This window comes from Gordonia aichiensis NBRC 108223 (genome assembly GCF_000332975.1).
In the GTDB taxonomy this organism is placed as follows: domain Bacteria; phylum Actinomycetota; class Actinomycetes; order Mycobacteriales; family Mycobacteriaceae; genus Gordonia; species Gordonia aichiensis.
The window spans coordinates 661791-685173 of record NZ_BANR01000003.1; the positions used below are offsets into that span (position 1 = coordinate 661791).

23 protein-coding genes are annotated in these 23383 nt (G+C 66.1%); 16 read left to right on the top strand and 7 right to left on the bottom strand.

Annotation, left to right across the window (positions count from 1 at the left end):
• The first annotated feature begins 26 nt into the window (after nucleotides 1-26).
• The 8 genes from GOACH_RS04525 (at nucleotide 27) to GOACH_RS04560 (ending at nucleotide 6794) form a co-directional block, all read left to right on the top strand.
• On the top strand, nucleotides 27-845 hold the full coding sequence (locus GOACH_RS04525) for an LOG family protein (RefSeq protein WP_005171209.1): 819 nt from the start codon (nucleotides 27-29) through the stop codon (nucleotides 843-845).
• Nucleotides 842-1378: an LOG family protein gene (locus GOACH_RS04530; RefSeq protein ID WP_005171212.1), complete on the top strand. Its 537-nt coding sequence runs from the start codon at nucleotides 842-844 to the stop codon at nucleotides 1376-1378. Before GOACH_RS04525 ends, GOACH_RS04530 begins: the two co-directional genes overlap by 4 nt.
• Nucleotides 1379-1433: 55 nt before the next feature.
• On the top strand, nucleotides 1434-3206 hold the full coding sequence (locus GOACH_RS04535) for a long-chain-acyl-CoA synthetase (RefSeq protein ID WP_005171214.1): 1773 nt from the start codon (nucleotides 1434-1436) through the stop codon (nucleotides 3204-3206).
• A 76-nt stretch (nucleotides 3207-3282) separates the two neighbouring features.
• Nucleotides 3283-4158, top strand: coding sequence for a dihydropteroate synthase (gene folP, locus GOACH_RS04540; RefSeq protein WP_005171217.1), 876 nt, complete (start codon nucleotides 3283-3285; stop codon nucleotides 4156-4158).
• The gene (locus GOACH_RS04545; RefSeq protein WP_005171219.1) at nucleotides 4155-5198 is read left to right on the top strand and encodes a glucosyl-3-phosphoglycerate synthase; all 1044 of its coding nucleotides are present in this window, start codon (nucleotides 4155-4157) and stop codon (nucleotides 5196-5198) included. The genes folP and GOACH_RS04545 overlap by 4 nt, the downstream gene beginning before the upstream one ends.
• Before the next feature lie 36 nt (nucleotides 5199-5234).
• A complete protein-coding gene (locus GOACH_RS04550) occupies nucleotides 5235-5606 on the top strand; it encodes a DivIVA domain-containing protein (protein WP_005171221.1) in 372 nt (123 codons plus the stop codon).
• 115 nt (nucleotides 5607-5721) lie between these two features.
• Nucleotides 5722-5889 (top strand): DUF3117 domain-containing protein, encoded by a 168-nt coding sequence (locus GOACH_RS23265; protein ID WP_005171222.1) that lies wholly within the window; start codon nucleotides 5722-5724, stop codon nucleotides 5887-5889.
• A 41-nt stretch (nucleotides 5890-5930) separates the two neighbouring features.
• Complete coding sequence (locus tag GOACH_RS04560) at nucleotides 5931-6794, top strand: putative RNA methyltransferase (RefSeq protein WP_373279071.1); 864 nt, start codon at nucleotides 5931-5933, stop codon at nucleotides 6792-6794.
• Here GOACH_RS04560 and glgA read toward each other — a convergent pair.
• Nucleotides 6773-7939, bottom strand: coding sequence for a glycogen synthase (gene glgA / locus GOACH_RS04565; RefSeq protein ID WP_217999510.1), 1167 nt, complete (start codon nucleotides 7937-7939; stop codon nucleotides 6773-6775). The genes GOACH_RS04560 and glgA overlap by 22 nt on opposite strands.
• A 123-nt stretch (nucleotides 7940-8062) precedes the next feature.
• Here glgA and glgC point away from each other — a divergent pair, with 123 nt between their 5' ends.
• Nucleotides 8063-9277, top strand: coding sequence for a glucose-1-phosphate adenylyltransferase (gene glgC / locus GOACH_RS04570; protein ID WP_005171240.1), 1215 nt, complete (start codon nucleotides 8063-8065; stop codon nucleotides 9275-9277).
• Between the two features lie 61 nt (nucleotides 9278-9338).
• Here the strand turns inward: glgC and GOACH_RS04575 are convergent, their stop codons facing one another.
• The 3 genes from GOACH_RS04575 to cofD are packed head-to-tail and all read right to left on the bottom strand — an operon-like array spanning nucleotide 9339 to nucleotide 12336.
• Entirely contained in the window at nucleotides 9339-9917 is a 579-nt protein-coding gene (locus tag GOACH_RS04575; RefSeq protein WP_005171246.1) for an NUDIX hydrolase, read from the bottom strand.
• On the bottom strand, nucleotides 9914-11293 hold the full coding sequence (locus tag GOACH_RS04580) for a coenzyme F420-0:L-glutamate ligase (RefSeq protein ID WP_005171253.1): 1380 nt from the start codon (nucleotides 11291-11293) through the stop codon (nucleotides 9914-9916). Before GOACH_RS04580 ends, GOACH_RS04575 begins: the two co-directional genes overlap by 4 nt.
• Nucleotides 11293-12336, bottom strand: a complete 1044-nt coding sequence (gene cofD / locus GOACH_RS04585; RefSeq protein ID WP_005171262.1) for a 2-phospho-L-lactate transferase — start codon at nucleotides 12334-12336, stop codon at nucleotides 11293-11295. Before cofD ends, GOACH_RS04580 begins: the two co-directional genes overlap by 1 nt.
• Before the next feature lie 594 nt (nucleotides 12337-12930).
• Between cofD and GOACH_RS23935 the strand changes: the two genes are divergently transcribed.
• The gene (locus GOACH_RS23935) at nucleotides 12931-13188 is read left to right on the top strand and encodes a WhiB family transcriptional regulator (RefSeq protein WP_169330850.1); all 258 of its coding nucleotides are present in this window, start codon (nucleotides 12931-12933) and stop codon (nucleotides 13186-13188) included.
• Nucleotides 13189-13220: 32 nt separating this feature from the next.
• Here GOACH_RS23935 and GOACH_RS04595 read toward each other — a convergent pair whose 3' ends face one another.
• The gene (locus tag GOACH_RS04595) at nucleotides 13221-13697 is read right to left on the bottom strand and encodes a metallopeptidase family protein (protein ID WP_083859024.1); all 477 of its coding nucleotides are present in this window, start codon (nucleotides 13695-13697) and stop codon (nucleotides 13221-13223) included.
• Between the two features lie 179 nt (nucleotides 13698-13876).
• Here GOACH_RS04595 and GOACH_RS04600 point away from each other — a divergent pair, with 179 nt between their 5' ends.
• The 3 genes from GOACH_RS04600 to manA all read left to right on the top strand — a co-directional run bounded on the left by GOACH_RS04600 (nucleotide 13877) and on the right by manA (nucleotide 16834).
• On the top strand, nucleotides 13877-14347 hold the full coding sequence (locus GOACH_RS04600; protein WP_052003887.1) for a DUF3499 domain-containing protein: 471 nt from the start codon (nucleotides 13877-13879) through the stop codon (nucleotides 14345-14347).
• A gap of 85 nt (nucleotides 14348-14432) precedes the next feature.
• Nucleotides 14433-15557, top strand: a complete 1125-nt coding sequence (locus GOACH_RS04605) for a hypothetical protein (RefSeq protein ID WP_005171280.1) — start codon at nucleotides 14433-14435, stop codon at nucleotides 15555-15557.
• Nucleotides 15554-16834, top strand: a complete 1281-nt coding sequence (gene manA, locus GOACH_RS04610; protein ID WP_005171281.1) for a mannose-6-phosphate isomerase, class I — start codon at nucleotides 15554-15556, stop codon at nucleotides 16832-16834. The genes GOACH_RS04605 and manA overlap by 4 nt, the downstream gene beginning before the upstream one ends.
• 3 nt (nucleotides 16835-16837) lie before the next feature.
• Here manA and eccE read toward each other — a convergent pair whose 3' ends face one another.
• Nucleotides 16838-18571, bottom strand: a complete 1734-nt coding sequence (gene eccE / locus GOACH_RS04615) for a type VII secretion protein EccE (RefSeq protein WP_005171282.1) — start codon at nucleotides 18569-18571, stop codon at nucleotides 16838-16840.
• Between the two features lie 276 nt (nucleotides 18572-18847).
• On the opposite strand from eccE, the gene eccB reads away from it, so the two are divergent.
• The gene (eccB, locus tag GOACH_RS04620) at nucleotides 18848-20383 is read left to right on the top strand and encodes a type VII secretion protein EccB (protein WP_005171283.1); all 1536 of its coding nucleotides are present in this window, start codon (nucleotides 18848-18850) and stop codon (nucleotides 20381-20383) included.
• 14 nt (nucleotides 20384-20397) lie between these two features.
• Here eccB and hpxO read toward each other — a convergent pair whose 3' ends face one another.
• Nucleotides 20398-21555 carry an FAD-dependent urate hydroxylase HpxO gene (gene hpxO, locus GOACH_RS04625; RefSeq protein WP_005171284.1) on the bottom strand — a complete coding sequence of 386 codons (1158 nt, stop codon included), beginning with the start codon at nucleotides 21553-21555 and terminating at the stop codon, nucleotides 20398-20400.
• A 234-nt stretch (nucleotides 21556-21789) separates the two neighbouring features.
• Between hpxO and GOACH_RS24195 the strand changes: the two genes are divergently transcribed.
• Nucleotides 21790-22527 carry an early set domain-containing protein gene (locus GOACH_RS24195; RefSeq protein WP_245551804.1) on the top strand — a complete coding sequence of 246 codons (738 nt, stop codon included), beginning with the start codon at nucleotides 21790-21792 and terminating at the stop codon, nucleotides 22525-22527.
• 27 nt (nucleotides 22528-22554) lie between these two features.
• Nucleotides 22555-23383, top strand: an 829-nt coding sequence (locus tag GOACH_RS24200) for a DUF6924 domain-containing protein (RefSeq protein WP_005171291.1), incomplete at its 3' end; no start/stop codon positions are given.

The window sequence follows — 23383 nt, forward strand, 5'->3', positions numbered from 1 at the left end:
GCCGCCGGCTTGCTAGCGTGACCTGCATGTCCGCAACCCCTGAGAATCCGCGCGATTCCGATGTCGCCTCCCCGCGATACGACGAGGAGATCGTCGACGACACCGCTGCCTGTTACGTGGGTCCGATGCGCATCCGCAGAGATCTGCAGCGACCCGAGACCACCGATCGTCGCCTCCTGCAATGGGTCGATCCGCGCGACCGGACGCTGCGCGCCGAGCGCACGATGCGCGATTCGTGGCGGGTGCTGCGTATTCAGTCCGAGTTCGTTGCCGGGTTCGACGCCATGAACGACGTCGCCGAGGCCGTGACGGTGTTCGGGTCGGCCCGTATCCCGGAGGGAACGCCCGAGTACGACCTGGGGGTCCGCCTGGGGAAGGCACTGGGGGAGGCGGGTTACGCGGTCATCACCGGAGGGGGTCCGGGTGTCATGGAAGCCGCCAATCGCGGTGCGGCGCATACTGATTCACGTTCTATCGGACTGAATATCGAGCTACCGTTCGAGCAGCACCTCAATCCCTGGGTGGATCTCGGTATGAACTTCCGCTACTTCTTCGTGCGTAAGACGATGTTCGTCAAGTACGCGCAGGCCTTCGTGTGTCTCCCCGGTGGATTCGGCACACTCGACGAACTCTTCGAGGCGCTCACGCTCGTGCAGACGAAGAAGGTGGTGCGTTTTCCGATCGTGCTGCTCGGACGTGAGCACTGGGCGGGTCTGGTCGACTGGATGCGCGACCGGCTCCTGGCGGGCGGAATGATCTCCTCCGACGACCTCGACCTCTTCCACGTCGTCGACACACCCGAAGAGGCGGTGGCGATCATCGCCGACGCCACCCCGACCCGATGACCGCGATCTGTGTGTATTGCGCCTCCGGTCCGGTCGAGCAGCGCTACCTCGACCTCGCCGCCGAACTCGGCACAGCGATCGGCGCCGCTGGACACACGCTGGTCTCCGGCGGTGGCAACGTCTCGATGATGGGTGCTGTCGCATCGGCGACGCGTGCAGCGGGGGGTGCGACGATCGGGATCATTCCGCGGGCACTGATGGAACGCGAGGTCGCCGACCTCGACGCCGATGAGCTGGTGGTCACGGAGACCATGCGACAGCGCAAACAGCTGATGGACGAGAGGGCCGACGCGTTCATCACCTTGCCCGGAGGGATCGGCACCCTCGAAGAACTCTTCGAGACCTGGACAGGCGGGTACCTCGGTATGCACGCCAAACCGGTGATCATCTGCGATCCCTTCGGTTTCTATGCGCCGTTGCTCGGGTGGCTGCGAGACTTGCAGGGCCAGGGATTCGTGTCGGAGCGGTCACTCTCAGGACTTCGAGTGACGGACACGGTGCCGGCCGCTCTCGCGCTTGCTACTGGGCGGTAAGGTGTCGAAGAACACGTCGACGCGTGTTGGCAACGTAGCGGGAGGGCAGAAGTAGATGTCAGGTGACGCCACCAAGGTCGTCGGACTCACGGACGTGTTGAAGGGCGTCGTCAAGATGGCTCCCGACGCCGTCGGCATGATCAAGAACGCGCCGGGGCTGATACGGCGTCCGCCCGATGCCAAGCGCACCATCGGGTCGATTTTCGCCAAGCGCGCTGCCGATCACCCCGAGCGCCCGTTCATCCGCTTCGAGGGCAAGACCATCACCTACGGCGAGGCCAACCGTCATGTGAACCGATTCGCCGCAGTCCTCACAGAAGATGGTGTGCGCAAGGGTGACGTCGTCGCGATCCTGTCGAAGAACTGCCCCACCGACCTCATGCTCATGCTCGCCACCGTCAAGCTCGGTGCGATCGCCGGAATGCTGAACTACAACCAGCGTGGCGCCGTGCTCGAGCACAGTGTGAAGTTGCTCGGCGCCCGTGTGCTGGTCTTCGACCCCGACTGCTCAGAAGCGCTCGAATCGATCGATTCCTCGGCCCTTCCCGCCCACGTCTACGACTTCGAACAGTTCGAGAAGGAGGCGGACGGGAAGCCGGAGAGCAACCCGTCGGTCACGGCGGAGCTACCCGCCTCCACCGAGGCCTTCTACATCTTCACCTCTGGCACGACGGGTATGCCCAAGGCCAGCGTGATGAGCCACAACCGTTGGCTCGCAAGTCTTTCCGGGATCGGTGGTCTCGCCGTGCGTCTCAAGCACAACGACACCATGTACGTTCCGTTGCCGCTGTACCACAACAACGCGCTGAGTGTCTCGCTCTCCTCGGTCCTCTCCGCCGGTGCCTGCATCGCCATCGGCAAGCACTTCTCCGCATCGAAGTTCTGGGACGATGTGATCCGCAACCGGGCGACCGCGTTCTGCTACATCGGCGAGTTGTGCCGATACCTGCTGGCGCAGCCCGAGAAGCCCACCGACCGTGCGCACGACGTCCGCCTGATCGTCGGTAATGGGATGCGGCCGGACATCTGGGACGAGTTCCAGCGTCGCTTCGGCATCGAGCGCATCGTCGAGTTCTACGGCGCGAGCGAACTCAACCTGGTGTTCGTCAACGCCTTCAGCGTCGAACGCACCGCAGGCTTCTGCCCGCTGCCCTACGCGATCGTCGACTACGACAGCGAGGGGAAGCCCAAGCGCAACGCCGACGGTCGACTGACCAAGGTCAAGCGCGGCGGGATCGGCTTGCTGATCTCGGGAATCAACGATCGCGTGCCGATCGATGGATACACCGACCCGGCAGAGACCGAGAAGAAGATCATCCGCGGCGCGTTCAAGGACGGCGACGAGTGGTTCAACTCAGGTGACCTCGTCCGCGACCAGGGCTTCTTCCACATCGCGTTCGTCGATCGCCTCGGCGACACCTTCCGCTGGAAGGGCGAGAATGTGGCAACCACCGAGGTAGAGGCCGGACTCGACGGTTTCGGGCAGATCAGCCAGTCAGTGGTATTCGGTGTCGAGGTCCCCGGAACCGACGGCAAGGCAGGCATGGCGGCGGTCACCCTGCGTGAGGGCGAACTCGACGGCACGAAGCTCGCAGCCCACCTCTACGACGTGCTGCCGAACTACGCGATTCCGCTGTTCGTCCGTGTCGTCGACCACCTCGAGGCGACGTCGACGTTCAAGAACCGCAAGGTCGAACTGCGCGACGAGGGTTACGCCGACACCGGCGAGGACCCGCTCTACGTACTCAAGGGTCGCTCGGAGGGCTACGTCGAGTACTACGACGGTTACGCCGACGAGGTCGCGAACGCCAAGGTGCCCAAGAACTGAGGTTGCGGAGAACCGACCGGCTCGACGCACGATCGCCCGGACAATCCGGCGACGACCGGTCGTTACGCTGGCTTCCATGAACGCGACCCTGTGCGGTAGGCCGGTGCCCGCCGATCGGGCCCTGGTGATGGCCATCGTCAATCGCACCCCCGACTCGTTCTACGATCGCGGGTCCTCGTTCTCCGACGACGCCGCGAAAGCTCGTATCCGCCGGGCCGTCGCCGAGGGCGCCGACATCGTCGACATCGGCGGCGTGAAGGCAGGACCCGGAGAAGAGGTCGATGCCGCCACCGAGACCGAGCGGGTGGTCCCGATGGTCGAATGGATTCGCCATGAGTACCCGGACCTCCTGATCAGCGTCGACACCTGGCGAGCCGAGGTCGCCGACCGGGCGTGTGCCGTGGGCGCCGACCTCATCAACGACACCTGGGCTGGTGCCGATCCCGACCTGGTGAAGGTCGCCGCGGCCCGACGTGCCGGAATCGTGTGTTCGCACACGGGCGGGATGGAGGTCCGCACCCGCCCGCACCGCGTCGCGTACGGCGAGAATCCCGAAGACGTGGTGGCCGCGGTGATCGCCGACGTGACGCGCGCCGCCGCGGCCGCCGAAGCCGAGGGGGTGGCCCGCGACTCGATCGTTATCGACCCGACACACGACTTCGGCAAAAACACTCACCACGGGCTGCTCCTGTTACGCCACGTAAAAGATCTTGTTAATACAGGCTGGCCGGTGCTGATGGCGCTGAGCAACAAGGATTTTGTGGGGGAGACTCTGGGGGTGGACCTCGACGACCGAGTGGAGGGGACACTGGCCGCGACAGCGTTGAGCGCCGCATCGGGAGCTCGGATCTTTCGCGTCCACGAAGTCGCCGCCACGCGTCGTGTGGTCGACATGGTCGCTGCAATAGCGGGAACACGGCCACCCGCCCGAACAGTCAGGGGACTCGCATGACCGAACAGGTACGACGAACCCAAGCTCGCCACAGGGCAACCGCTTCGAACAACCGCGACCGCACCGCCATGTGGCCGGCCCCCGCCGATGCGATCGGTGAGGAACAGACATGGTCGAGTACGCACACGTGGGAACAGCCGGACTGGACCATCGACGAACTGGTGGCAGCCAAGCAGGGACGCACGGTGTCCGTCGTGCTTCCCGCTCTCAACGAGGAGGAGACCGTCGCGGATGTGATCGCGACGATCCGCCCCCTCGTCGGAACGCTGGTCGACGAACTCGTCGTGCTCGACTCCGGGTCGACCGACGCCACCGCTGAGCGCGCCACAGCCGCGGGAGCGCGTGTCATCAGCCGGGAAGAAGCCGTGCCGGAGCTCGAACCGGTGAAGGGCAAGGGGGAGGTGCTGTGGCGGTCGATCGCCGCAGTCAGTGGCGACCTCATCGCCTTCGTCGACTCCGACCTCATTGATCCCGATCCGATGTTCGTGCCCAAGATGCTCGGTCCGCTTCTCGTCAACCCGCAGATTCACCTGGTCAAGGGCTACTACCGCCGACCGCTGCGGACCGGGGACACCCAGGACGCCAATGGTGGCGGCCGGGTCACCGAACTCGTTGCACGTCCCCTGCTCGCGTCGCAGAAGCCGGAGTTGACCGCAGTCCTCCAGCCGCTCGGGGGCGAGTACGCCGGCACCCGGGAGTTGCTCTCGGCCGTGCCGTTCGCACCCGGCTACGGCGTCGAGATCGGTCTGCTCATCGACACCTACGACCGCTACGGTTTGCACGGGATCGGCCAGGTGAATCTGGGTGTGCGCACCCACCGCAACCGCCCGTTGATCGAGCTGGGGGTGATGAGCAGGCAGATCGTCGGCACCCTGATGCGACGCTGCGGCATCGAGGACTCAGGAGCCGGGCTCACACAGTTCACCGCGGAACCCGATGGCACCTTCACCCCGCACACCACCGACCTCTACCTCGAGGATCGTCCACCCATGAACTCCGTTCGCGGCAACGACGCGACGGCCGAGGAGATGGCCAGCTGACCTGAGGGTCACCACGGCGGTCATAGACTGCTCTCCATGCAGACGCTGTTGCTCTACCTGCTGATCATGGTGGTGGTCGTGGCCGCCGTGTTCGCTGTCGTGTGGTTCGCTTTCGGTCGGGGTGAACAATTGCCGCCGATCGACGACGAGACCACCCTGACCCGCCTGCCGGCCGCGGGCATCGCCGGAGACGACGTGCGGGCGCTCGTGTTCGCACAGACCGTGCGCGGTTACAAGCCGCGCGAGGTGGACTGGGCGCTGGAACGGCTCGCCGCCGAGATCGACGAGTTGCGCACGGTTGTGCTCACCCTGCAGGCGCGCGACGGGGCAGAACCCGTCCCGGCGGAGGGCAGGGTGGTTTACGACTCGACCGAATCCGACTTTCCTGCCGAGAATGGCCGCGACTAGGGGTTTCGATGTCCGTCGGTCGGCGCGATTCGGTGAACACGTATCATTGATGCGGCAGCCGTGTGCTGTCGTCGGATCCATCACGGCGAGGAGAACTCTGAAGGGAGTTGTGGACATGGCGGCGATGAAGCCACGTACTGGGGATGGCCCGCTGGAAGCAGCCAAGGAGGGGCGTGGGATCGTTGTCCGCATTCCTATCGAGGGTGGCGGTCGTCTTGTCGTCGAACTGACTGCGGACGAGGCAGCGGCTCTCGGCGAGGAACTGCGCGGAGTCGCCGGCTGAACCAGGAGGCCGGGCGATCGGACAGCCGCTTCGCCGACCTCATCGACCTCCTCCGTTGCCCGGTCTGTGGTGACGGTCTGGCGGTCGACCATGGGGCTCGCCGTGTGCATTGTCCGCGTCGGCACTCGTTCGACATCGCCAAACAGGGGTATGTCTCGCTGCTCGACGGTCGGTCGGGAGCGCTGAGTTCAGACACCGCAGACATGGTCGCCGCGCGTCTGCGTGTTCACGACGCAGGTGTCCTCGATCCTGTTGTCATTGCGGTCGCCGCTGCGGCAGGCCACCCGACTGAGACGCGCTCAGTGCACAGCAGTGCACCGTCGATCATCGACCTCGGTTCGGGTCCGGGACACTACCTCGACGCCGCGCTCGGCGGCGTCGACGGTGCTCGCGGTGTAGGTCTCGATCTCTCCAAGTACTGCGCTCGTGCGCTGACCCGACGGGTTGCCCGAGCCGGCGCCATTGTCGCCGACGTCTGGCGAGATCTTCCGCTCGCCGACAATTCTGCCGACGTGGTGTTGTCGGTCTTCGCGCCGCGCAACGTCGATGAGACGGCCAGGATTCTGGCCCCGGGGGGCCGGTGGGTGATCGTCACACCGCAGCCGGATCATCTCGGCGAACTGATCGAGCCGATGGCGATGTTGTCGGTGGCTGCCGACAAGACCGACGCGGTCTCCACCGCGGTCGCGCGACGCTTCGACATCATCGAGCACACGCCGATCCGCGAATCCCGTCGTGTGTCGGCCTCGACGATTGCCGACCTCGTCGCCATGGGCCCCACCGCGTTCCATCGCAGCCCGGATGAGATCGAGCGCGCGGCACAGGCGTTCGCACCGGGCTCCGCAACGGTCCCGGTGACGGTCGCTGTGACCGTCACCGTCTGTCAGGCGAGCGTCGACCGGTAGACGTCGAGCGTCTGTTCGGCGATGGTCTCCCAGGAGAACTCGGATTCGGCGCGTTCGCGTCCGGCCAACCCCATCGCGGTGGCGGTCGCCGGATCCCCGACGACGTCGTTCACCGCTTCTGCGAGTCCGTGCTCGAAACCCGCAGCGTCGGTGGGTTCGTAGGGCACAAGTCGTCCGGTGACGTTGTCGCGCACCACCTCGGGAATGCCCCCGACTGCCGACGCGACCACGGCGGTCTGGCACGCCATGGCCTCGAGGTTCACGATGCCGAGTGGCTCGTAGACCGACGGACACACGAAAACATCGGCAGCGGTGAGGATCTCGCGGATTCGGGGAAGCGGGAGCATCTCGCGGACCCAGTGCACGCCGTTGCGCGCAGCAGACAACTCGGCGACGGCGGTCTCGGTCTGGGCGGCGATCTCGGGTGTGTCGGGCGCGCCGGCACACAGGACGAGTTGGATTGCGGGATCGAAGGCGTGTGCGGCAGCGATGAGATGCCCGACGCCCTTCTGGTGCGTGATGCGACCGACGAACGCGACCACGGGCCGCGAGGGGTCGACGCCCAGACGAACCAGCGTCGACTCGCCGTTGTACGGGTCGTCGACAGGATGCCAGACGGTGGTGTCTATTCCGTTGCGCACGACGTGAACCCGCTCCGGGTTCACTCGCGGATACGCGTTGACCACGTCGGCGCGCATTCCCGAGCTGACCGCGATGACGGCGTCGGCATACTCGACGGCGTTGCGTTCCGACCAGCTCGAGACCTGGTATCCGCCACCGAGTTGTTCGGCCTTCCATGGGCGTAGCGGCTCGAGCGAGTGGGCGGTCAAGATGTGTGGAATCCCGTACAACTGCGCGGCGAGATGCCCCGCGGTGCCGGTGTACCAGGTGTGCGAGTGCGCGATGTCGGCGTCAGCCGCTCCGCGCGTCATACGCAGATCGGTGGACAGCATCGACAACGCCGGATTGGCGTCGGCCAGCGCAGGGTCGGGGGAGTAGACGAAGGCATCGTCGCGCGGTACGCCCATGCAGTGGACGTCGACGGTGACGAGACGGCGCAGATGCCGGACCAGTTCGGTGACGTGAACCCCCGCGCCGCCGTAGACCTCGGGTGGATACTCCCGTGTCATCATCGCCACCCTCATGGTTCACGACGCTAGCGCCATGAGTCGGACTTCGCCATACACAGCCGTGCACACCGGCACTCGGCGAAGACGGACCCGCGATTCGTATGGCCCTGCTGGTGGTTGACGGTTAAGTTGGGGAGTGTGAGATCGCAGCCGCACGTTCTCGGAATCGTCCTCGCCGGTGGCGAGGGAAAACGCCTGTACCCGTTGACCAAGGACCGCGCCAAACCGGCCGTTCCGTTCGGTGGCGCCTACCGGCTGATCGACTTCGTGCTGTCGAATCTGGTCAACGCGGGTTACGAGCGCATCTGCGTGCTCACCCAGTACAAATCCCATTCGCTCGACCGTCACATCTCGCAAACCTGGTGGACATCGGGATTCCACGGGGAGTACATCACGCCCGTTCCGGCGCAGCAGCGCCTCGGTCCGAGGTGGTACACGGGCAGCGCCGACGCGATCTACCAATCCCTGAACCTCATCTTCGACGAACAGCCCGAGTACATCGTGGTGTTCGGCGCCGATCACGTGTACCGGATGGATCCGTCGCAGATGGTCGAGGCACATATCGCCGCTGGTGCAGAGGTGACAGTGGCCGGCATCCGCGTGCCGCGCGCAGATGCCTCGGCTTTCGGCGTCATCGATGCCGACGACTCGGGCAATATCACGCGCTTCCTCGAGAAGCCGAGCAATCCGCCTGGGACGCCGGACGATCCGGACGTGACGTTCGCATCGATGGGAAACTATGTGTTCACCACCGACGCCCTCGTCGAGGCGATCATCAAGGACGCCGCCGACGCCGACTCCGACCACGACATGGGCGGCGACATCATCCCGAGTTTCGTCGACCGCAAGACCGCCTACGTCTACGATTTCAAGGACAACGAGGTTCCGGGTGCCACTGAGCGTGACAAGGGGTACTGGCGCGATGTCGGTACCCTCGACGCGTTCTACGACGCGCATATGGATCTCGTGTCGGTGCATCCGGTCTTCAACCTCTACAACCGCAACTGGCCGATACGCGCCGAGTCGCTCAATGTGCCACCCGCCAAGTTCGTGCAGGGGGGTTCGGCGCAGGATTCCGTGGTGGGCGGCGGCAGCATCATCTCCGGTGGGACGGTGTCGCAGTCGGTGATCTCGGCGAACGTGCACATCGAAGACGGGGCGATCGTGGAGGGCAGTGTGCTGATGCCCGGTGTGCGGATCGGCAAGGGCGCTGTGGTGCGGCACGCGATTCTCGACAAGAACGTCGTCGTCTCCGACGGCGAGCAGGTCGGCGTCGACCTCGCTGCAGACCGCGACCGGTTCGCCGTCAGCACCGGCGAGGTGGTCACCGTCGGCAAGGGTATTCGCATCTGACCCGAGACCCGGGTCCTACCCGGCACCCGAGTCCTACCCGGCACCCGAGTCGCGGGTACTGTCAGCTCGGCGATCCGGGGGAGACCTGCGTCAACGCGGCGGCGACCAGCGTGGCGATCTCGGTGCCGTCGTCGGCAGGTAAATCGTCCACGGGCCACCACCGTAGGTCGTCGGATTCCGAGCTGATGTCGAACCGGGGGAGCTCGCCACCCGGCTGCGCGGGCGCGACGGCGGCGAAGCGGACGTCGAGATGTCGGGTCGGCACACCGAGCGAGCATGTGATGGGGTGGGTATGGAGTTGGGCCAGCGCGCCCAGCCGCAGCTCGTCGATTCCCGATTCCTCGCGCGCCTCACGCAGTGCGGCGTCGGCGATCGACTCGTCGGACTCCTCGCAGTGTCCACCGAGCTGAATCCATTTGCCCACCCGCGGGTGCAGCGTGAGCAGCACGTGAGTGTGCTCGGCGTCGAAGACGATCGTCGACGCGGTCAGATGCCCCGCGACGTTGCGTCGGAGACACGCATCAGGCTGGGCGTCGAGGAATGCGAGATAGGTGTGGCGCAGCGAATCCTGTTCCGGCCCGGCGGCATTCCAGGAACCGAGGAGTTCGACGGCCGAGGAGTGCACCGACTGCGAGCTCATCGTTCTATCACCCATTCTTCTGTCGGTGCAGGGTCACGCACTGTCTGCGGTTGCGCGGGATGCCCGATCGCGATGGCGCCCAACGGTTCTGACAACGGGTCGAGGTCCAGTTCGCGGCACACGACGTCGGGTGCGAAGATTGTCGATCCGACCCAGCAACTACCGAGTCCACGCGCCGACAGCGCGATGAGCAGGCTCGCGACCGCGCCGCCTGCCGCCACGGTGAACATTGTGTGTTCTGCGGTGTTCCGACGTTCATCGGGGTAGGTGTGTCTGCCGTCGCCGGTGAGGATCGGGATCACCAGCTCCGGTGCGTCGTAGAGAATCCGGCCACGACGCACTCGCTTGGCGATCGACTCCGGCGACTTCTCGTCCGAGGCGAGATCGGCCCGCCAGGCCTGTCCCATCGCATCGAGCAGGCGACGCCGCCGCTCGGGTGAGCGCACCCAGACGAAGCGGACCGGATGGGTGTGGTGAGGTGCAGGCGCGGTCAACGCGTCGGCGAGAGCGCCTCGGAGATCTTCTGGGGCAACCGATTCCGTCGAGAACTCCCGGATCGAACGTCTGGTGCGGACCGCCTCGAGCCTGCCCTGGGCGATCGCTTCGGCTGTGCCGAGTCGAAACAGGTCCTCGTCGGCGGGGCGGACGAGTTGCGCGGCAGACGAGCCGTCGTCGTGCACCCGTAGCCCCCGGACCACCGCCACCGGAACACCGCCCAGCTTCCCCTTCACCAGGTCTGCGGCAGAGGCGATCTCGTCGGCAACGGCGATGTCGGTCACGACCAGCGGGTTGCCGTACGAGTCCTCGCCGCCCTCGTAGGGATGGGTCACCGCGATTCCGGACGCGCCGATGGCGACGTCGGTCTGGCCCGTTCGCCATGCGCGCCCCATCGTGTCGGTGACAATGACCGCGACCTGTCGGCCCGTGAGGCGGGCGAGTTGCGCTCGCAACTGCTGCGCGCTCCCGTCCGGGTCCTCCGGGAGCAGTGCGATCTGGTCAATTGGCACATTGGAGCCGTCGACGCCTGCGGCCGCCTGCACGAGACCCAGCTTGTTCTCGGTGATGAGTGTGCGGTTCTTGCGGGCGAGCACACGTACCGACTCGCTGTCGACGAGCTTGCGTCGCAGGGCATCACGTTCGTCGGGATCGGTGGGGGCAGGGATCATCCGGCCCTCGGTCTTCGAGAAGACCTTGCTGGTGACGACGAGGACATCGCCGTCGCGCAACCACGGGGCGCAGCGCGTGATCTCCGAGGCGAGGTCGATCGTGGTGTCGAACTCGGGCAGACCGGCGACCGGCATGATCTCCAGTGCCGCAGGCGCGCCGTGATCGCTACGCTGTCGCTCGGTGTCGGCAGCGGGGTTCTCCAGCGTCATTACGCGTCACCGGCCGAGTGCTCGTAGGCGATTCTCGGAGTGTCGACGCCGACGAGGGCGCAGGCATCCCGCACCATCGCCGCGGTGGTCTGCGGATCGGTCATCAGCAGCGGTGCCGAACCGATCGCGATGCCCTCGACGTGTGCGGAGTCGCCGTCGGCGATCAGCCAGCCGTCGAGGATGCCGTTGCCGCTGCGGGCGCCGTAGTGTGCGGCGATCGCCTCCGCGGACGACTCGACCCCGATCACCGACAGGCACTCGTCCGCCATGCCCCGCAGCGGGCGATTGTCTATCACAGGGGAGATACCCACCACCGGAGCGGCCGTGGTGCGCAGTGCGCTCCGGACGCCGGGGACACTGACGATCGCCCCGATGCTGACAACCGGATTACTCGGCGCGAGCAGGACCACGTCGGCCTCCGCGATGGCCTCGGCGACGCCGGGTGCCGGAGCCGTGTCGTCCGAGCCGACCTGCGCGAACCCGAAGGTCGGGATCTGTGCGCGATGCCGTACCCACCACTCCTGGAAGTGAATCGCGACGCGTTCGCCGTCGCGCCCGTCGGGTGCGGCGACGACGACGTGTGTTTCGTGGCGTTCGTCGGTTGCGGGCAGGAGTCGCACACCGGGCTGCCATCGCCTGCACAGCGCGGCGGTGACGTCCGACAGGCGGTATCCCGCGTCGAGCATCTGTGTGCGGATCAGATGGGTGGCGAGGTCACGATCACCGAGACCGAACCAATCCGGGTCGGCGCCGTATGCGGCCAGTTCCTCCTTGGCGTGCCACGATTCGTCGGCCCGGCCCCAACTGCGTTCGGGGTCGATGCCGCCGCCGAGCGTGTACATGCAGGTGTCGAGATCCGGGCAGATGCGCACGCCGTGCATCCACGCGTCGTCGCCGACGTTGACCACCGCGGTGATCTCGTGCTCGCCACTCGGCTCGGTTCCGCTCACGGCAGGTGGAAACGGCGTCGGACCGAGCAGTGCGCGGACCCCGGACAAAAAGCGTGCGCCGCCGACACCGCCGACGAGTACGGTCACCTTCACAACGACCCACTCTAGTGAGTGTCGATCGAGTCGATATCATGGACCACGACGCTCTGCCCGTCTTTCGCATCCGATGTGACATTGATGTGTCCATGCAACACAACTCGTGTCCTGCGAGGACTTGTCGTCGGTCGATGGTATTAAGGAATATTTTCATTCAACTTGACCGGACAGGTCTCTGGCGTGTCTAATCACATCAGTGTCATTTCTGGTTCGAGATCGAGAATCGGTGCATCGCAACGAAGTTCGATCACCTGTTCGAATTCGGGAAGGTTGGTCCGACACCGTGGTGGTGCCAGATTGCGCCAGACACTTGGTGAAGATCGAGAATGTACGGGTATGAGTGGTGGTGTGGCACCGATGCCGCGCTGCCGTGACGACAGAGAACAACGACTTCCCAAACAGGAGGCGCCGACGATGGCATTCGACAACGCGATCGGCAATCCCCTTGAGCCACGCGGACATTCCGAGATCGCGTCCCCGTCGGTCGAGGACCCGAATTACACAACCCTTGGGCCCGTTGATGATTCGATGATCGGGACGCCTGATGTGGCCTCCGATGTCGACGAGGCCGCGCAGCGGCGTCATCTCTCGTTGGTGCCCGACGATTTCGAGGGCCTGTTCGACGCGATCGAGGATCAGTGGCAGGACCGCGCCCTCTGTGCGCAGACCGACCCGGAGGCCTTCTTCCCGGAAAAAGGTGGCTCCACCCGTGAGGCCAAGCGCATCTGCCAGGGGTGCGAGGTGAAGGCCGAGTGCCTTGAGTACGCCTTGCACAACGACGAGCGTTTCGGCATCTGGGGCGGACTCTCCGAGCGCGAGCGTCGTCGCCTCAAGCGCGGCATCGTCTGAACGGCGGCGCGCTGCCGCCCGGTCGACTCCATTTATTCGGGTCCGCGGTCGATGATGTCCTCGTCGAGACCGAGGTGGGTTGCCACCTGCTGCACCAGGACCTCATGCACGAGGTCGAGCAGATCCTCACCCTTCTTGGCCCTGCTCTCCAGTGGTCGGCGAAAGAGGATGATCTGCGCCCTGGTCGGAGCTCCGTGGACGTCGACCCCGGCGGGCATCAGCCGTGCGAGGGGGACGGCTCCGTCTGCGGTGACCTCGTCGGGCCATTGGACGGTCTCGGGGTCGCGGGGGAGAAGGCGGGGGATCTCGTCGACGGCGACGTCGAGCCCCGAGAGTTGATCATGCCAATGAGCGTCGATCTCCGCGAATGCCTCGAGCGCGACGGCGTCGAACTCGTCGGACTTGCTGCGCCACGCGGGCACTCCCTGCGGCAGCAGTGGTGAGCGTAGGCCTCGGCCCCGCCGGTCGCGCCGCGCGCGTGCGGCAGCACGGGCGACGGACAGCCGCATATCGGACACCCGGTTCTCCGTAGCGCGCATCGGGGCGCCCTGGCCCCTGTCCCGCGTGGTGCGGCGCCGCTCGATACGCATGCCGAGATTGTAAGTCTCCATGCAACGGTGTCGCCTCTGACGCCTCGCGCCGCGTGTCGCCTCTCCGTTCACCTGAGCGTGGGTCTAATCTTTTTGCTGTGAAGCTTCCCCGACAATGCTGCCGCCCGGCTTGCTCCCGGTCGGCGGTCGCGACCTTGACCTTTGTCTACGCCGAATCGACGGCGGTCATCGGTCCCCTCGCGACGTCGGATGAGCCGCATTCGTGGGATCTGTGTGAGGAGCATGCGCGCCGGATCACGGTTCCGCGCGGGTGGGAGATGTTGCGCAGCGAGCGGGCCTTCTCGGCGCCCGTCGCCGAAGATTACGAGCTGACAGCGTTGGCCGAAGCCGTGCGAGAGGTCGGTGCGCGCGGGATCGCGGGAGCAGTCGGCCGCGCGCCTGGGTTCGACCAGGAGGCATTCGACGAGGTGCGCGCGGGCCGTCATCGCGCGGGAGCACCGACGTCGGACGCTCGTTCGGGGCCGGAATCCCCACGTCGAAGTGGGGCTGTCAAGCCGCGTCCCGGCCGCCGGGGGCATCTGCGAGTGCTTCCCGACCCGGTCGACTGAAGACATCCGCGGGTCGACTGTGGGAATGTGCCGGTATGTGGCGGCGGCCCCGCGCCTCGCCAGGTATTGCAGCTAGGCTGATTCCATGCGTACGGGTGCCGCCGACCTCGATGATGTCGATGATCTGATCGCGGGGGACAGCGACGGTCTGCTGCAGGCGGCGGCATTGGCGGGTGCGCAGGTGCGCGCGGTCGCCGAAGCCATTCGCGAGGGCGTTCTCGGACCGCTGGCCACGCTGCGGCCGCGAAGCGTGGTCGTCGTGCACGGGGACTCCGGTGTCGCTCGCGACGCCGTCGCGCTCATCGTTGCGTGCCTGGCGAGTCGCGTCGACGTCCCGATCGTCTCCGCCCCCGGCCTGCCGGGATGGGTCGGCCCGCTCGATGTCGTGGTCGTGGCCGGTGATGACGCGGGCGATATGGCACTGGCCGACGCCGCAGCACGAGCTCAGCGGCGACGTGCCGAGGTCGTCGTCGCAGCGCCACTCGAGGGGCCGTTGCGAGATGCCCTGGGCGGTGGCGGAATCGATATGTCACCGCGTGTGCAGGTCGATCCGCGATTCCGTTTCATCGGCTACGTTGCGACGTTGTTGGCGGTGTTCACGTCGCTGTCGGACGTACGGTTCACCGGTACTGTGCCGCTGGTCACCGACATCGCCGATGCACTCGACGACGAGGCCGCGACAGACCATCCGGCGCGCGAGACGTTCCACAACCGCGCCAAGTTGTTGGCAGCGGGATTGGCGGATCGTCGAGTGGTGTGGACAGGTGACAGTCCTGCTGCATCGGTGGTCGCAGCCCGGAACGCCACATCTGTGCTCGCACTGTCCGGAAAGATCTGTGGCGCGGCCGATATCGACGACGTCGCGCGTATGTCGCTGCAGTCGTGGGCCGCCGGCGGCCCGTCTGCAGTGGATTCGATCTTCCACGACCCGCAGATCGACGGTCCCCTGACCGACGAACCGCCACGGGTGATGGCGGTGACGACCGCGACGAGGCAGTGGTACACGCAGCGCCGGATCGCAGGCATTCCCGACGCGGACACCGTGATCGGTGACCCCGATAGGGACGACGCCGCGACGCATCCTGTAGCTGCCCCGGGCTCCGACGACCTCGCGGATGGTCCGGCTGACCTGGCGGGCTATATGCTTCTCGCTCTGCGCGTCGACATTGCTGCGGTGTATCTACACCTGACCGGAATCGGAGACCGATGAGACTGCTTGACGGAGTGGTTCGGCCCTACGCCTGGGGGTCTCGAACTGCGATCGCTGCGCTGCGTCAGAAGCCGGTTCCCTCGCCGCACCCGGAAGCAGAACTCTGGTTCGGTGCGCACACCGAGGGCCCGGCAACGGTTCTCGGTCCCGACGGCGAGTCGGAGGGAAACCTTCTCGACGCGATCGACGACGACCCGGCGCGGGCACTCGGCGCTGCGACGACCGATCGGTTCGGCGGCCGATTGCCATTCCTGCTCAAGGTGCTCGCAGCCGATGAACCGCTGTCGCTGCAGGCACATCCCAGTGCAGAACAGGCACGGGAGGGATTCGCACGCGAGGAGGCCGCGGGGATTCCGATCGATTCACCGACGCGCAATTACAAGGATGCCTCCCACAAGCCGGAGTTGATCGTCGCGATCTCCGAGTTCGATGCACTGGCCGGCTTCCGTGATCCGGCACGGACGATCGAGCTGTTGCGGGAATTGCAGGTCAGCGAACTGGATCCGTATCTGGGGCTGCTGGCCGGGCAGCCCGACGCCGAAGGGCTCCGCGCGGTGTTCACCACCTGGCTGACGCTGCCCGAGTCGAGATTGCGGGCCGTCGTTCCCGCCGTGCTCTCCGCCGCAGTCGACGCGCTCAACGCTGGATCGCGGTTCGGCCAGGAACTGCGGACAGCACTCGAACTCGGCGAGCTCTATCCGAATGACCCAGGGGTATTGGCGTCGTTGCTGCTCAACCGGATACACCTGTCGCCGACCGAGGGGCTCTATCTACCGGCAGGCGTACTGCACGCCTATCTGAGCGGCACCGGCGTGGAGATCATGGCCAACTCCGACAACGTGCTGCGCGGCGGGCTGACCCCCAAGCACATCGACGTGCCCGAGCTGTTGCGGGTCCTCGACTTCACGCCGGTCGACGTCGACGACCTCAGGCCGAGAGTTCAGACGGTGGGAGCAGAACGGATCTACCTCACCCCTGCTCCCGAGTTCCGGCTCTCGCGCGTCGAGCTCGAGGGCACCGGGTTGCATCAGCCGTCGTCGATCTGCTTCGACATGCCGGGTCCGCAGATCCTCGCGACCCTCGGCGGAACCATCGAGGCGCGACTGTCGGGCGACGTACCGTTGTCGGTCGCGTGTGGCCGTGCGGTCTGGATCCCCGACGATGACCCGGATGTCGTCGTGCGTGCGTCGTCGAGTCGTGCGCTGTTCTTCCGCGCCAGGGTTCCCGTCGACGACGTGGCCGGTCGGGCGTCGGACCGGCAGATTCTCGGCCGGTAGGCCTCAGACAGGCTGGGGAACACCCGTCGTGTCGGGAAAGACGCGTGTCCGCTGCACCGGCGGGTCGCTGAATCGTGCTTCCTCGGGGGTCGCGACCGTCGTGACACACACCGAAGTGACTGGTGTGCGCAGTACCACCCGATCCGGTTGGGTGAGGTTCTGCGTCAATTCGATTGTGGCAGCGGGGAGGTCGTTGGTCGTCTGACGGAGGTCGGCCACGACGATTCGGGTCGCTCCAGGAGTGACGACACGAGGGCTGACGCCGTCGAAGAGGTGAATCCGCCTATCGGCATCACTGCCACCGGTCGGATCGGCAAACGACAGCAGACGAGAGTCGCCGACACGGGCGACGAGGTGCTGCCACCGCTCCGGACGCGAAGTGTGCACTGCGACGGTGCCTCCGGTAGCGACGACTCGCAGCACAATCTGCGCGGCCAGGCGCGCGTCACCGCGCACGGAGACCTCGGATACACCCGGGCCGAAGAGACGTGCCGTGACGGCGCGGCCGGCGTGATCGGCACCGATCAACTGGCCGCATCCACTGACCTCCATCTGAAGTGCGTCGAGTAGCGCATCCGCCTCTGTGTCCGACGTCGCGTGCAGCCCGCGGCGCACCCGGTGCGCGGTCGCGCAGGGGAGCGATACCGCAAGGGCGTCGAAGTGGAGGCCATCGAGCGGGGTGACGCCAGCGGGCCACGCGCGGACCGTTCGACCCGCGTCGGGGGCGTCGTCGACCCGCAGCAGTGCGCGTACCAGCAGTTCGCGGTCGTGTCCTCGGGAGAGCGTGAGTGTCACCGTCGCAGCGAGTGCGGCCGGCTGCGGTGTACGCAGAACCCGCTGTAGTTGGTGCGGATCGATGGCCGCGCTCCGTGACCGGATCGGGCCGACATTGACCTGGGCCCATTCTTCGTGCATCGATCCCAACTCTGCGCCATGGGTCAATTGCTTTGTGACCGAATCGATCTCGGTGGCGCCGAGTGGCGTGGCGACGAGTCCGCACTCGCGGAGGCGCCGGGCGATGCGCCGGGTCGTGATGGTCGCGGTGCGCAGTGCCCCGGTGGCACCGCCCCCACGACGGCTGACCGCGGTCGGGCAGGCGGCCGGGTCGAGTCGCAGGACGACGTAGGTGCTGCGGTGCGTCGTCGCGGGGAGCGGCCCGAGGGTGCGCTCGTAGATGGCCGCAGTCTCTCCGGCACCGCCCACCCGGACACCGTGGCTGATCACGTCGATCGACGAGAGCGGGATGTCGAAGGAATCGATGCAGTCGGCGAGCGTCGTGAGCGGCACATGCGGCTCGGCCGTCTCGGAACCGAAGGGGGAGAGGAAGGTCGGGGCACCGATACCGGGGCCGATTCGCAGCATTGTGATCATCGTTGTGCCCGCCCAGCGCACGCCGATGGGACTGTCCTCGGCGCGAGCGCGCGAGGAGGACTGTCGCTGTCGATGGCTGGCTGTCGGGACGTCGAACGGCGGGGGAGCGAGCTCGCCGGGATTGCGCCGGAGTCGGAACCAGTGAAAGCCGAGTCGTCGGAGCACGGTGGTCGCGAGAGAGGCCCCGCCGGACATCGGTACGAGTGTCACTGCCGCAAGGGCCGCGACACCGAGCGCGGCGACCCCCGACCGGCCCCCTGCGATCCACCAGCCGACGAGTCCGGTGGCCAGCAGCGCCTCGATCCAGACCAGCGTCGTGAAAGCCGGTAGCCGTGAGCCCGTGGACGATCTGGTGCCGAACGCCATCGCCGTTCCTCCCTCCCGACCCCGTACGTCGTAGCCGATCGTGTGTCCCCCGCACACGTATCACTCGGTAGTACAGCGTTTTCCAGGTCATTGCATGTCGAATCGGGTGTTGTCCACAGCCGACGACGCAATGCCCGATTGCCGGTTTTGTGCGGGTCTGGTTCGGTTAGGCTACTACCGCGCCGCCGACGCGTCGCGGCATTGCACGATCGACTGTTCGCGGGGCACGGGCACCCGATCACGCCGGTCGCGGATCCACGAAGGGGAGGGGATGCGGTGGCGCGCCAGCTGACCACCAGGGCTCAGGTCAACGGGTACAGATTTCTGCTGCGCCGTCTCGACCACGCGCTGACACGCCGAGATGTGCGCATGCTCCACGACCCCATGCGGTCGCAGGGTCGCGCACTTGGGGTAGGAGCGGTGCTGGGTGTGCTCGTCCTCGCGGGCTTCGCCGTGTGGGGACTTGTCAGCCCGCAGGGCTCGGTGGGCAAGGCGACGATCATCGCTGCAAAAACAGGCGGCACCTACGTCGTCATCGACGGCACCGTGCACCCCGTGTTGAACCTGGCCTCGGCGCGTCTGATCTCAGGGAGCGACGAGAAGCCCGCCTCGGTGTCGGAGGGCTCACTCGCTCGGTACCCTCGCGGTCCGTTGCTCGGCATCCCGGGCGCACCGTCGGCGCTACCGGTGTCGCGCGTGTCGACCTGGACGGTGTGCGACACCGACGACGCGAGTATCGATGGCGCGAGTACCGAGCCCGATGCGTCGTCGGTGGACGTGACGACGAGACCGGTGAGCGTCGGATCATTGTCGGTTGTCGCGGGCCAACCGCAGCTCGGAGCCGACATCCGCTCCGCCCGCCCCGACGAGGCGCTGTACGTGACCGATGGTTCGGCGGCGTTCTTGATCTACCAGCTCGATCGCGACGGCCACACCATACCCGTTCGAGCACAGGTGGATACCGACAGTGTCCCGGTGGTGCGGGCGCTCGGACTCGAGGACCAGACGCCGCGCCCGATCAGCCGCGGATTGCTCAATACCTTTCCCGAGGTCGATCCGTTGACGCTTCCGGACGTACCGGGTGCAGGCGGGCCGGGTCTGCTTGCCGGTGCGAGCGCGCGAGTCGGTTCGGTCATCAAGACGACCGGAGCCGATGGCGCCGTGGGTTATTACGTGGTGCTGCGCGACGGTGTTCAGCCCATCAGCGTCGCAGCGGCGCAAATTCTGCGCCTTGCCGAGCGCGACGACGCCACGCCCGTGGCTGTGGTTGCTCCCGGCGTCGTCGCGTCCACACCGATACGGGCTCGGCTGCCGATCGCCGACTTCCCGACGGTGACACCACGTCTCGTCGCCCACACCGAGAGCACCATGTGCCGTGTCTGGGAGCGGGATGCCGATGCGGCCCGGACGTCCCTTCTCGTCGGTGACGCGCTGCCGCTGCCCGAAGACGCAACACCTGTGCGGGTCGCGAGTACCGACGGCCCCGGCCCGGGAGTCGACATGGTCTACGTTCGGCCGGGCTCGGGTGCCTACGTCCAGGTGACGGGAAATGAATCCGACAGTGCGCGTGCGGAATCGAGGTTCTACGTTGCCGATACCGGTGTGCGCTACGGAGTCTCGGACGCCGCGACAGGGTCGGTCCTTCGGCTCGGCACATCGCCGAGCCGCGCCCCGTGGGATGTGATCTCGCTACTCGTCGCCGGGCCGACGCTCTCGCGCGAGAATGCGCTCATCGCGCACGACGGTGTGGGCGCCGACCCCGCAGGCGTTGCTGTCAGCCCGCCGGACAGTTCTCAACCCGAAGGCGGGTAGACCGGAGTGGGGATCTAGGTGACCGGCCCGCCGACGATGTTGCCGACGATGCCCCGAATGATGTTGGTGCCGTCCTCATCTCGGAGTTCGGAGTACCACTCCGCCGTCTTCTCCGGGTCCTTCGCGTGCGTCACGTCGCACCGTTTGCGGGCGCGGAGGACGAGGTCGCCCGCACGCTCGGTGCGTGCGGACTGGTAGGCGTCGAGTGCCGCGTACACGTCGTCGGGGTTGTCACGGAACGCGAACTGCAGCGCGATCGCGTCCTCCATCGCCGAGCACCCGCCCTGCCCGATATCGGGCGTGGTGTTGTGCGCGGCGTCGCCGAGCACGGCGACACGGCCCTTGACCCAGGTGTCGAACGGGTCCAGGTCGAGGATCTCGACGCGATTGGTCGTTGCGGGATCGAGCTTCTCGATGAGCGTCTGGACGCCGGCTGCCCAGCCGTCGAATTCCTGGGTGAGCACCTCGCGGGCGGTGCCCCGCTCGAAGGGCTGTCCCTCGGGCATCGGAACGTCGAAGAAGAAGTAGAAGCGGTCACCCGCGACGGGCATCACCGACACCCTTTTCCCGTCACCGACGTAGGTCGTCCATTCGGTCGACGGGCCGATCGCCGGGTCGGTGCTGACGAGGCCGTTGAAGTTCACGTACCCCGCGTAGCGGCGGGTCACCGGTCCGCCGAGAACGTACTCCCGGGTCAGTGATTTCGCGCCGTCGGCTCCGATGACGATGTCGCCGCTGACGCTCGTGCCGTCGGCGAAATGGACTGTGGCAACGTCGGCCCCGTCCTCGACCGAGACCATCTTCATGCCGAAATTGATGTCGTCGAACCCATAGGCGTTCATGAGCATCAGCTGCAGCTCGGCCCTCGCAATGGGATACGGGCGCTGGCCGACCTCGTCGATGAGCGGCTGCATGCTGAATCGGCACATGGTCTCGCCGGTGTGGCCGTCGACGTAGCTCATGGTGTCGACGATGCCGCCGAGCTCCGCGGTCTCTTTCTCGAGCCCGAGGTGATTGAGGCACTTGACACCGTTGGACCACACCGAGATCGCCGCGCCGACAGGCTTGTTCTCGGTCACCTGCTCGTAGACCTCGACATCGAACCCGAGTTGTTTCAGGGCGATAGCGGCACTCATGCCGCCCATGCCCGCACCGATGATGACAGCCTTCACGTTCTTTTCCCTTCCCACGATGACAACAGGCTAGGGCCGATCGTCACGTAGCGCGCGGCGAGGTCGATTGTGCGAACGCAAACCGAACGACGGGGGGAAGGGTTGGAGTTCGCCCGCGGGCGATCGGCGTGGGCGGTTAGGTTGGTGGGCATGATGTCGTGGCCGCGGATCCGGGGGTTGTCTTTCAGCACAATGGGTCGAACGGTGCGGGCCACGGTGTATTCGAGTGATGGGGTGACCAACTACGTGTGGTTCGCCCCGCCCACGTCGTGGCGAATCGAGAACGCGGACGGTTCACCCTGCTATATCGAGAATGCGACCGATGAGTACCGATTCGGTGAGGACGGCGTCGCTGTGCACACGTCCAAGTCTCCGAATCGGTTTGTCGCAGTCACGGGTATGTCCCCGACGGCGTTGTTCACCGCTTACCAGATGTGGGCCCCCGCGGAGATTACAGGACGCTCGCGGTTCGGTGAACCCCGGCAGGTCGCCGAGACCGAGGTTCGGGGTCGGTGGGGTTGGCACATGGAGTTCGACGATCTCTACGGTGGTCCGACGGTCGGTGTAGTGATCGACGCTGAACTCGGAGTCACCCTCTCCTGGATGCAAGGCGAGCAGTGGATGCAGATGGAGTCACCGGTACTCGACGACGATTTTGACCCCGCCCTGTTTACGTGGGACGGTGCGACGGTCGAGTTCGAGGAGCACCTCGAGTCTCGCGAGCAGCTTGGACACGAGCAGCGGATGCAGGAGCTGGCGGACATGCCACCGACCCGCCTCGGTTGGGTGCCAATGGAGATCAGCGTCTCGCCGACAGAGGGCGACCCGTTGTCGGGTGCCCTGGATGTGACGGTGACGGCGAGTTCACCCCAGTTCGGGCTTCGCCGCTGGTTGACCGAGGTTGGCGAGCCCGAGGTTGGGTTCTCGATGGAGTTCTACTCGCCGCGAGCACGCACCACGATCGGGCCATAAACGCTGGAGCTGCGGTCCTACACTGAGATGTCTGCCGACGACGCCGAACGCGTCCTCGCTGAGGTGGCTCTACCAGATCCGCCTGGAGATGTCGCTGACATTCGTGAGGCCACGACATCGCGTCATGAGGCGGCCGCCGAAGCCGAAATAGTCGCTGTCTTGGGTACTGGCCGCAACCTCGATGACTATCTGCACAATCCTCGAGGGGGCGCGTCGTTGCTGGTACGCACAGATTTCAACAGCGATGAGCGTTGGCGGGAGGTCGCGCTGGCAGCCATGGAGCCTGTCCCCAGCGGTATGGACGAGTTTCCCACATTCCAGGCAGGACTTACCTGCGTCGACCATCGCGGTAACGATGGGTTGACCGTCGATGCTCTGGTCGCTCGTATCGGGGAGGAGGATCCGCCCTACTATGCGTTCGTCGCGGACGCGATCACCATGAGCCACCCCGAGATGGCGATCCTGGCGATCGATTGCGGCCGCACTGAGTTCGGGCACGAACCCGGCCGCACCTTTCGCGTCATTCCCGGACAGATGCATGCGGTTGAGAACAACCTGTCGATCGCGAATATGGACTTCCGTAGTTTCGCCGACGCCGTCGATGACGACGGTGTCTTCCGCGGCTTCCCTCCAGCCCCGCAGCACGTCGCGATCCTGCATCGCGATGAACTCATCGCTCTGAGTACCACCAACCAGTCGACCCCGACGCTAGCCCGTTTCGCCGAGGAACTACCTGACCTGGACAACCCCTCGTTGGTCCTCTACGAGACGCCACGCGCCACGTTGTACGACTTCACCATCGCTCTCGACCCAGAATCGACGGAGATCCGCGTCGGCGTCGAGGATTATCTGGCTC

Coding starts and splice junctions, on each gene's coding strand:
- GOACH_RS04525 (WP_005171209.1), top strand. CDS start 27: ATGTCCGCAACCCCTGAGAATCCGCGCGATTCCGATGTCGCCTCCCCG.
- GOACH_RS04530 (WP_005171212.1), top strand. CDS start 842: ATGACCGCGATCTGTGTGTATTGCGCCTCCGGTCCGGTCGAGCAGCGC.
- GOACH_RS04535 (WP_005171214.1), top strand. CDS start 1,434: ATGTCAGGTGACGCCACCAAGGTCGTCGGACTCACGGACGTGTTGAAG.
- folP (WP_005171217.1), top strand. CDS start 3,283: ATGAACGCGACCCTGTGCGGTAGGCCGGTGCCCGCCGATCGGGCCCTG.
- GOACH_RS04545 (WP_005171219.1), top strand. CDS start 4,155: ATGACCGAACAGGTACGACGAACCCAAGCTCGCCACAGGGCAACCGCT.
- GOACH_RS04550 (WP_005171221.1), top strand. CDS start 5,235: ATGCAGACGCTGTTGCTCTACCTGCTGATCATGGTGGTGGTCGTGGCC.
- GOACH_RS23265 (WP_005171222.1), top strand. CDS start 5,722: ATGGCGGCGATGAAGCCACGTACTGGGGATGGCCCGCTGGAAGCAGCC.
- glgA (WP_217999510.1), bottom strand. CDS start 7,939: ATGAGGGTGGCGATGATGACACGGGAGTATCCACCCGAGGTCTACGGC.
- GOACH_RS04575 (WP_005171246.1), bottom strand. CDS start 9,917: ATGAGCTCGCAGTCGGTGCACTCCTCGGCCGTCGAACTCCTCGGTTCC.
- GOACH_RS04580 (WP_005171253.1), bottom strand. CDS start 11,293: ATGACGCTGGAGAACCCCGCTGCCGACACCGAGCGACAGCGTAGCGAT.
- GOACH_RS04595 (WP_083859024.1), bottom strand. CDS start 13,697: ATGCGGCTGTCCGTCGCCCGTGCTGCCGCACGCGCGCGGCGCGACCGG.
- GOACH_RS04605 (WP_005171280.1), top strand. CDS start 14,433: ATGCGTACGGGTGCCGCCGACCTCGATGATGTCGATGATCTGATCGCG.
- manA (WP_005171281.1), top strand. CDS start 15,554: ATGAGACTGCTTGACGGAGTGGTTCGGCCCTACGCCTGGGGGTCTCGA.
- eccE (WP_005171282.1), bottom strand. CDS start 18,571: ATGGCGTTCGGCACCAGATCGTCCACGGGCTCACGGCTACCGGCTTTC.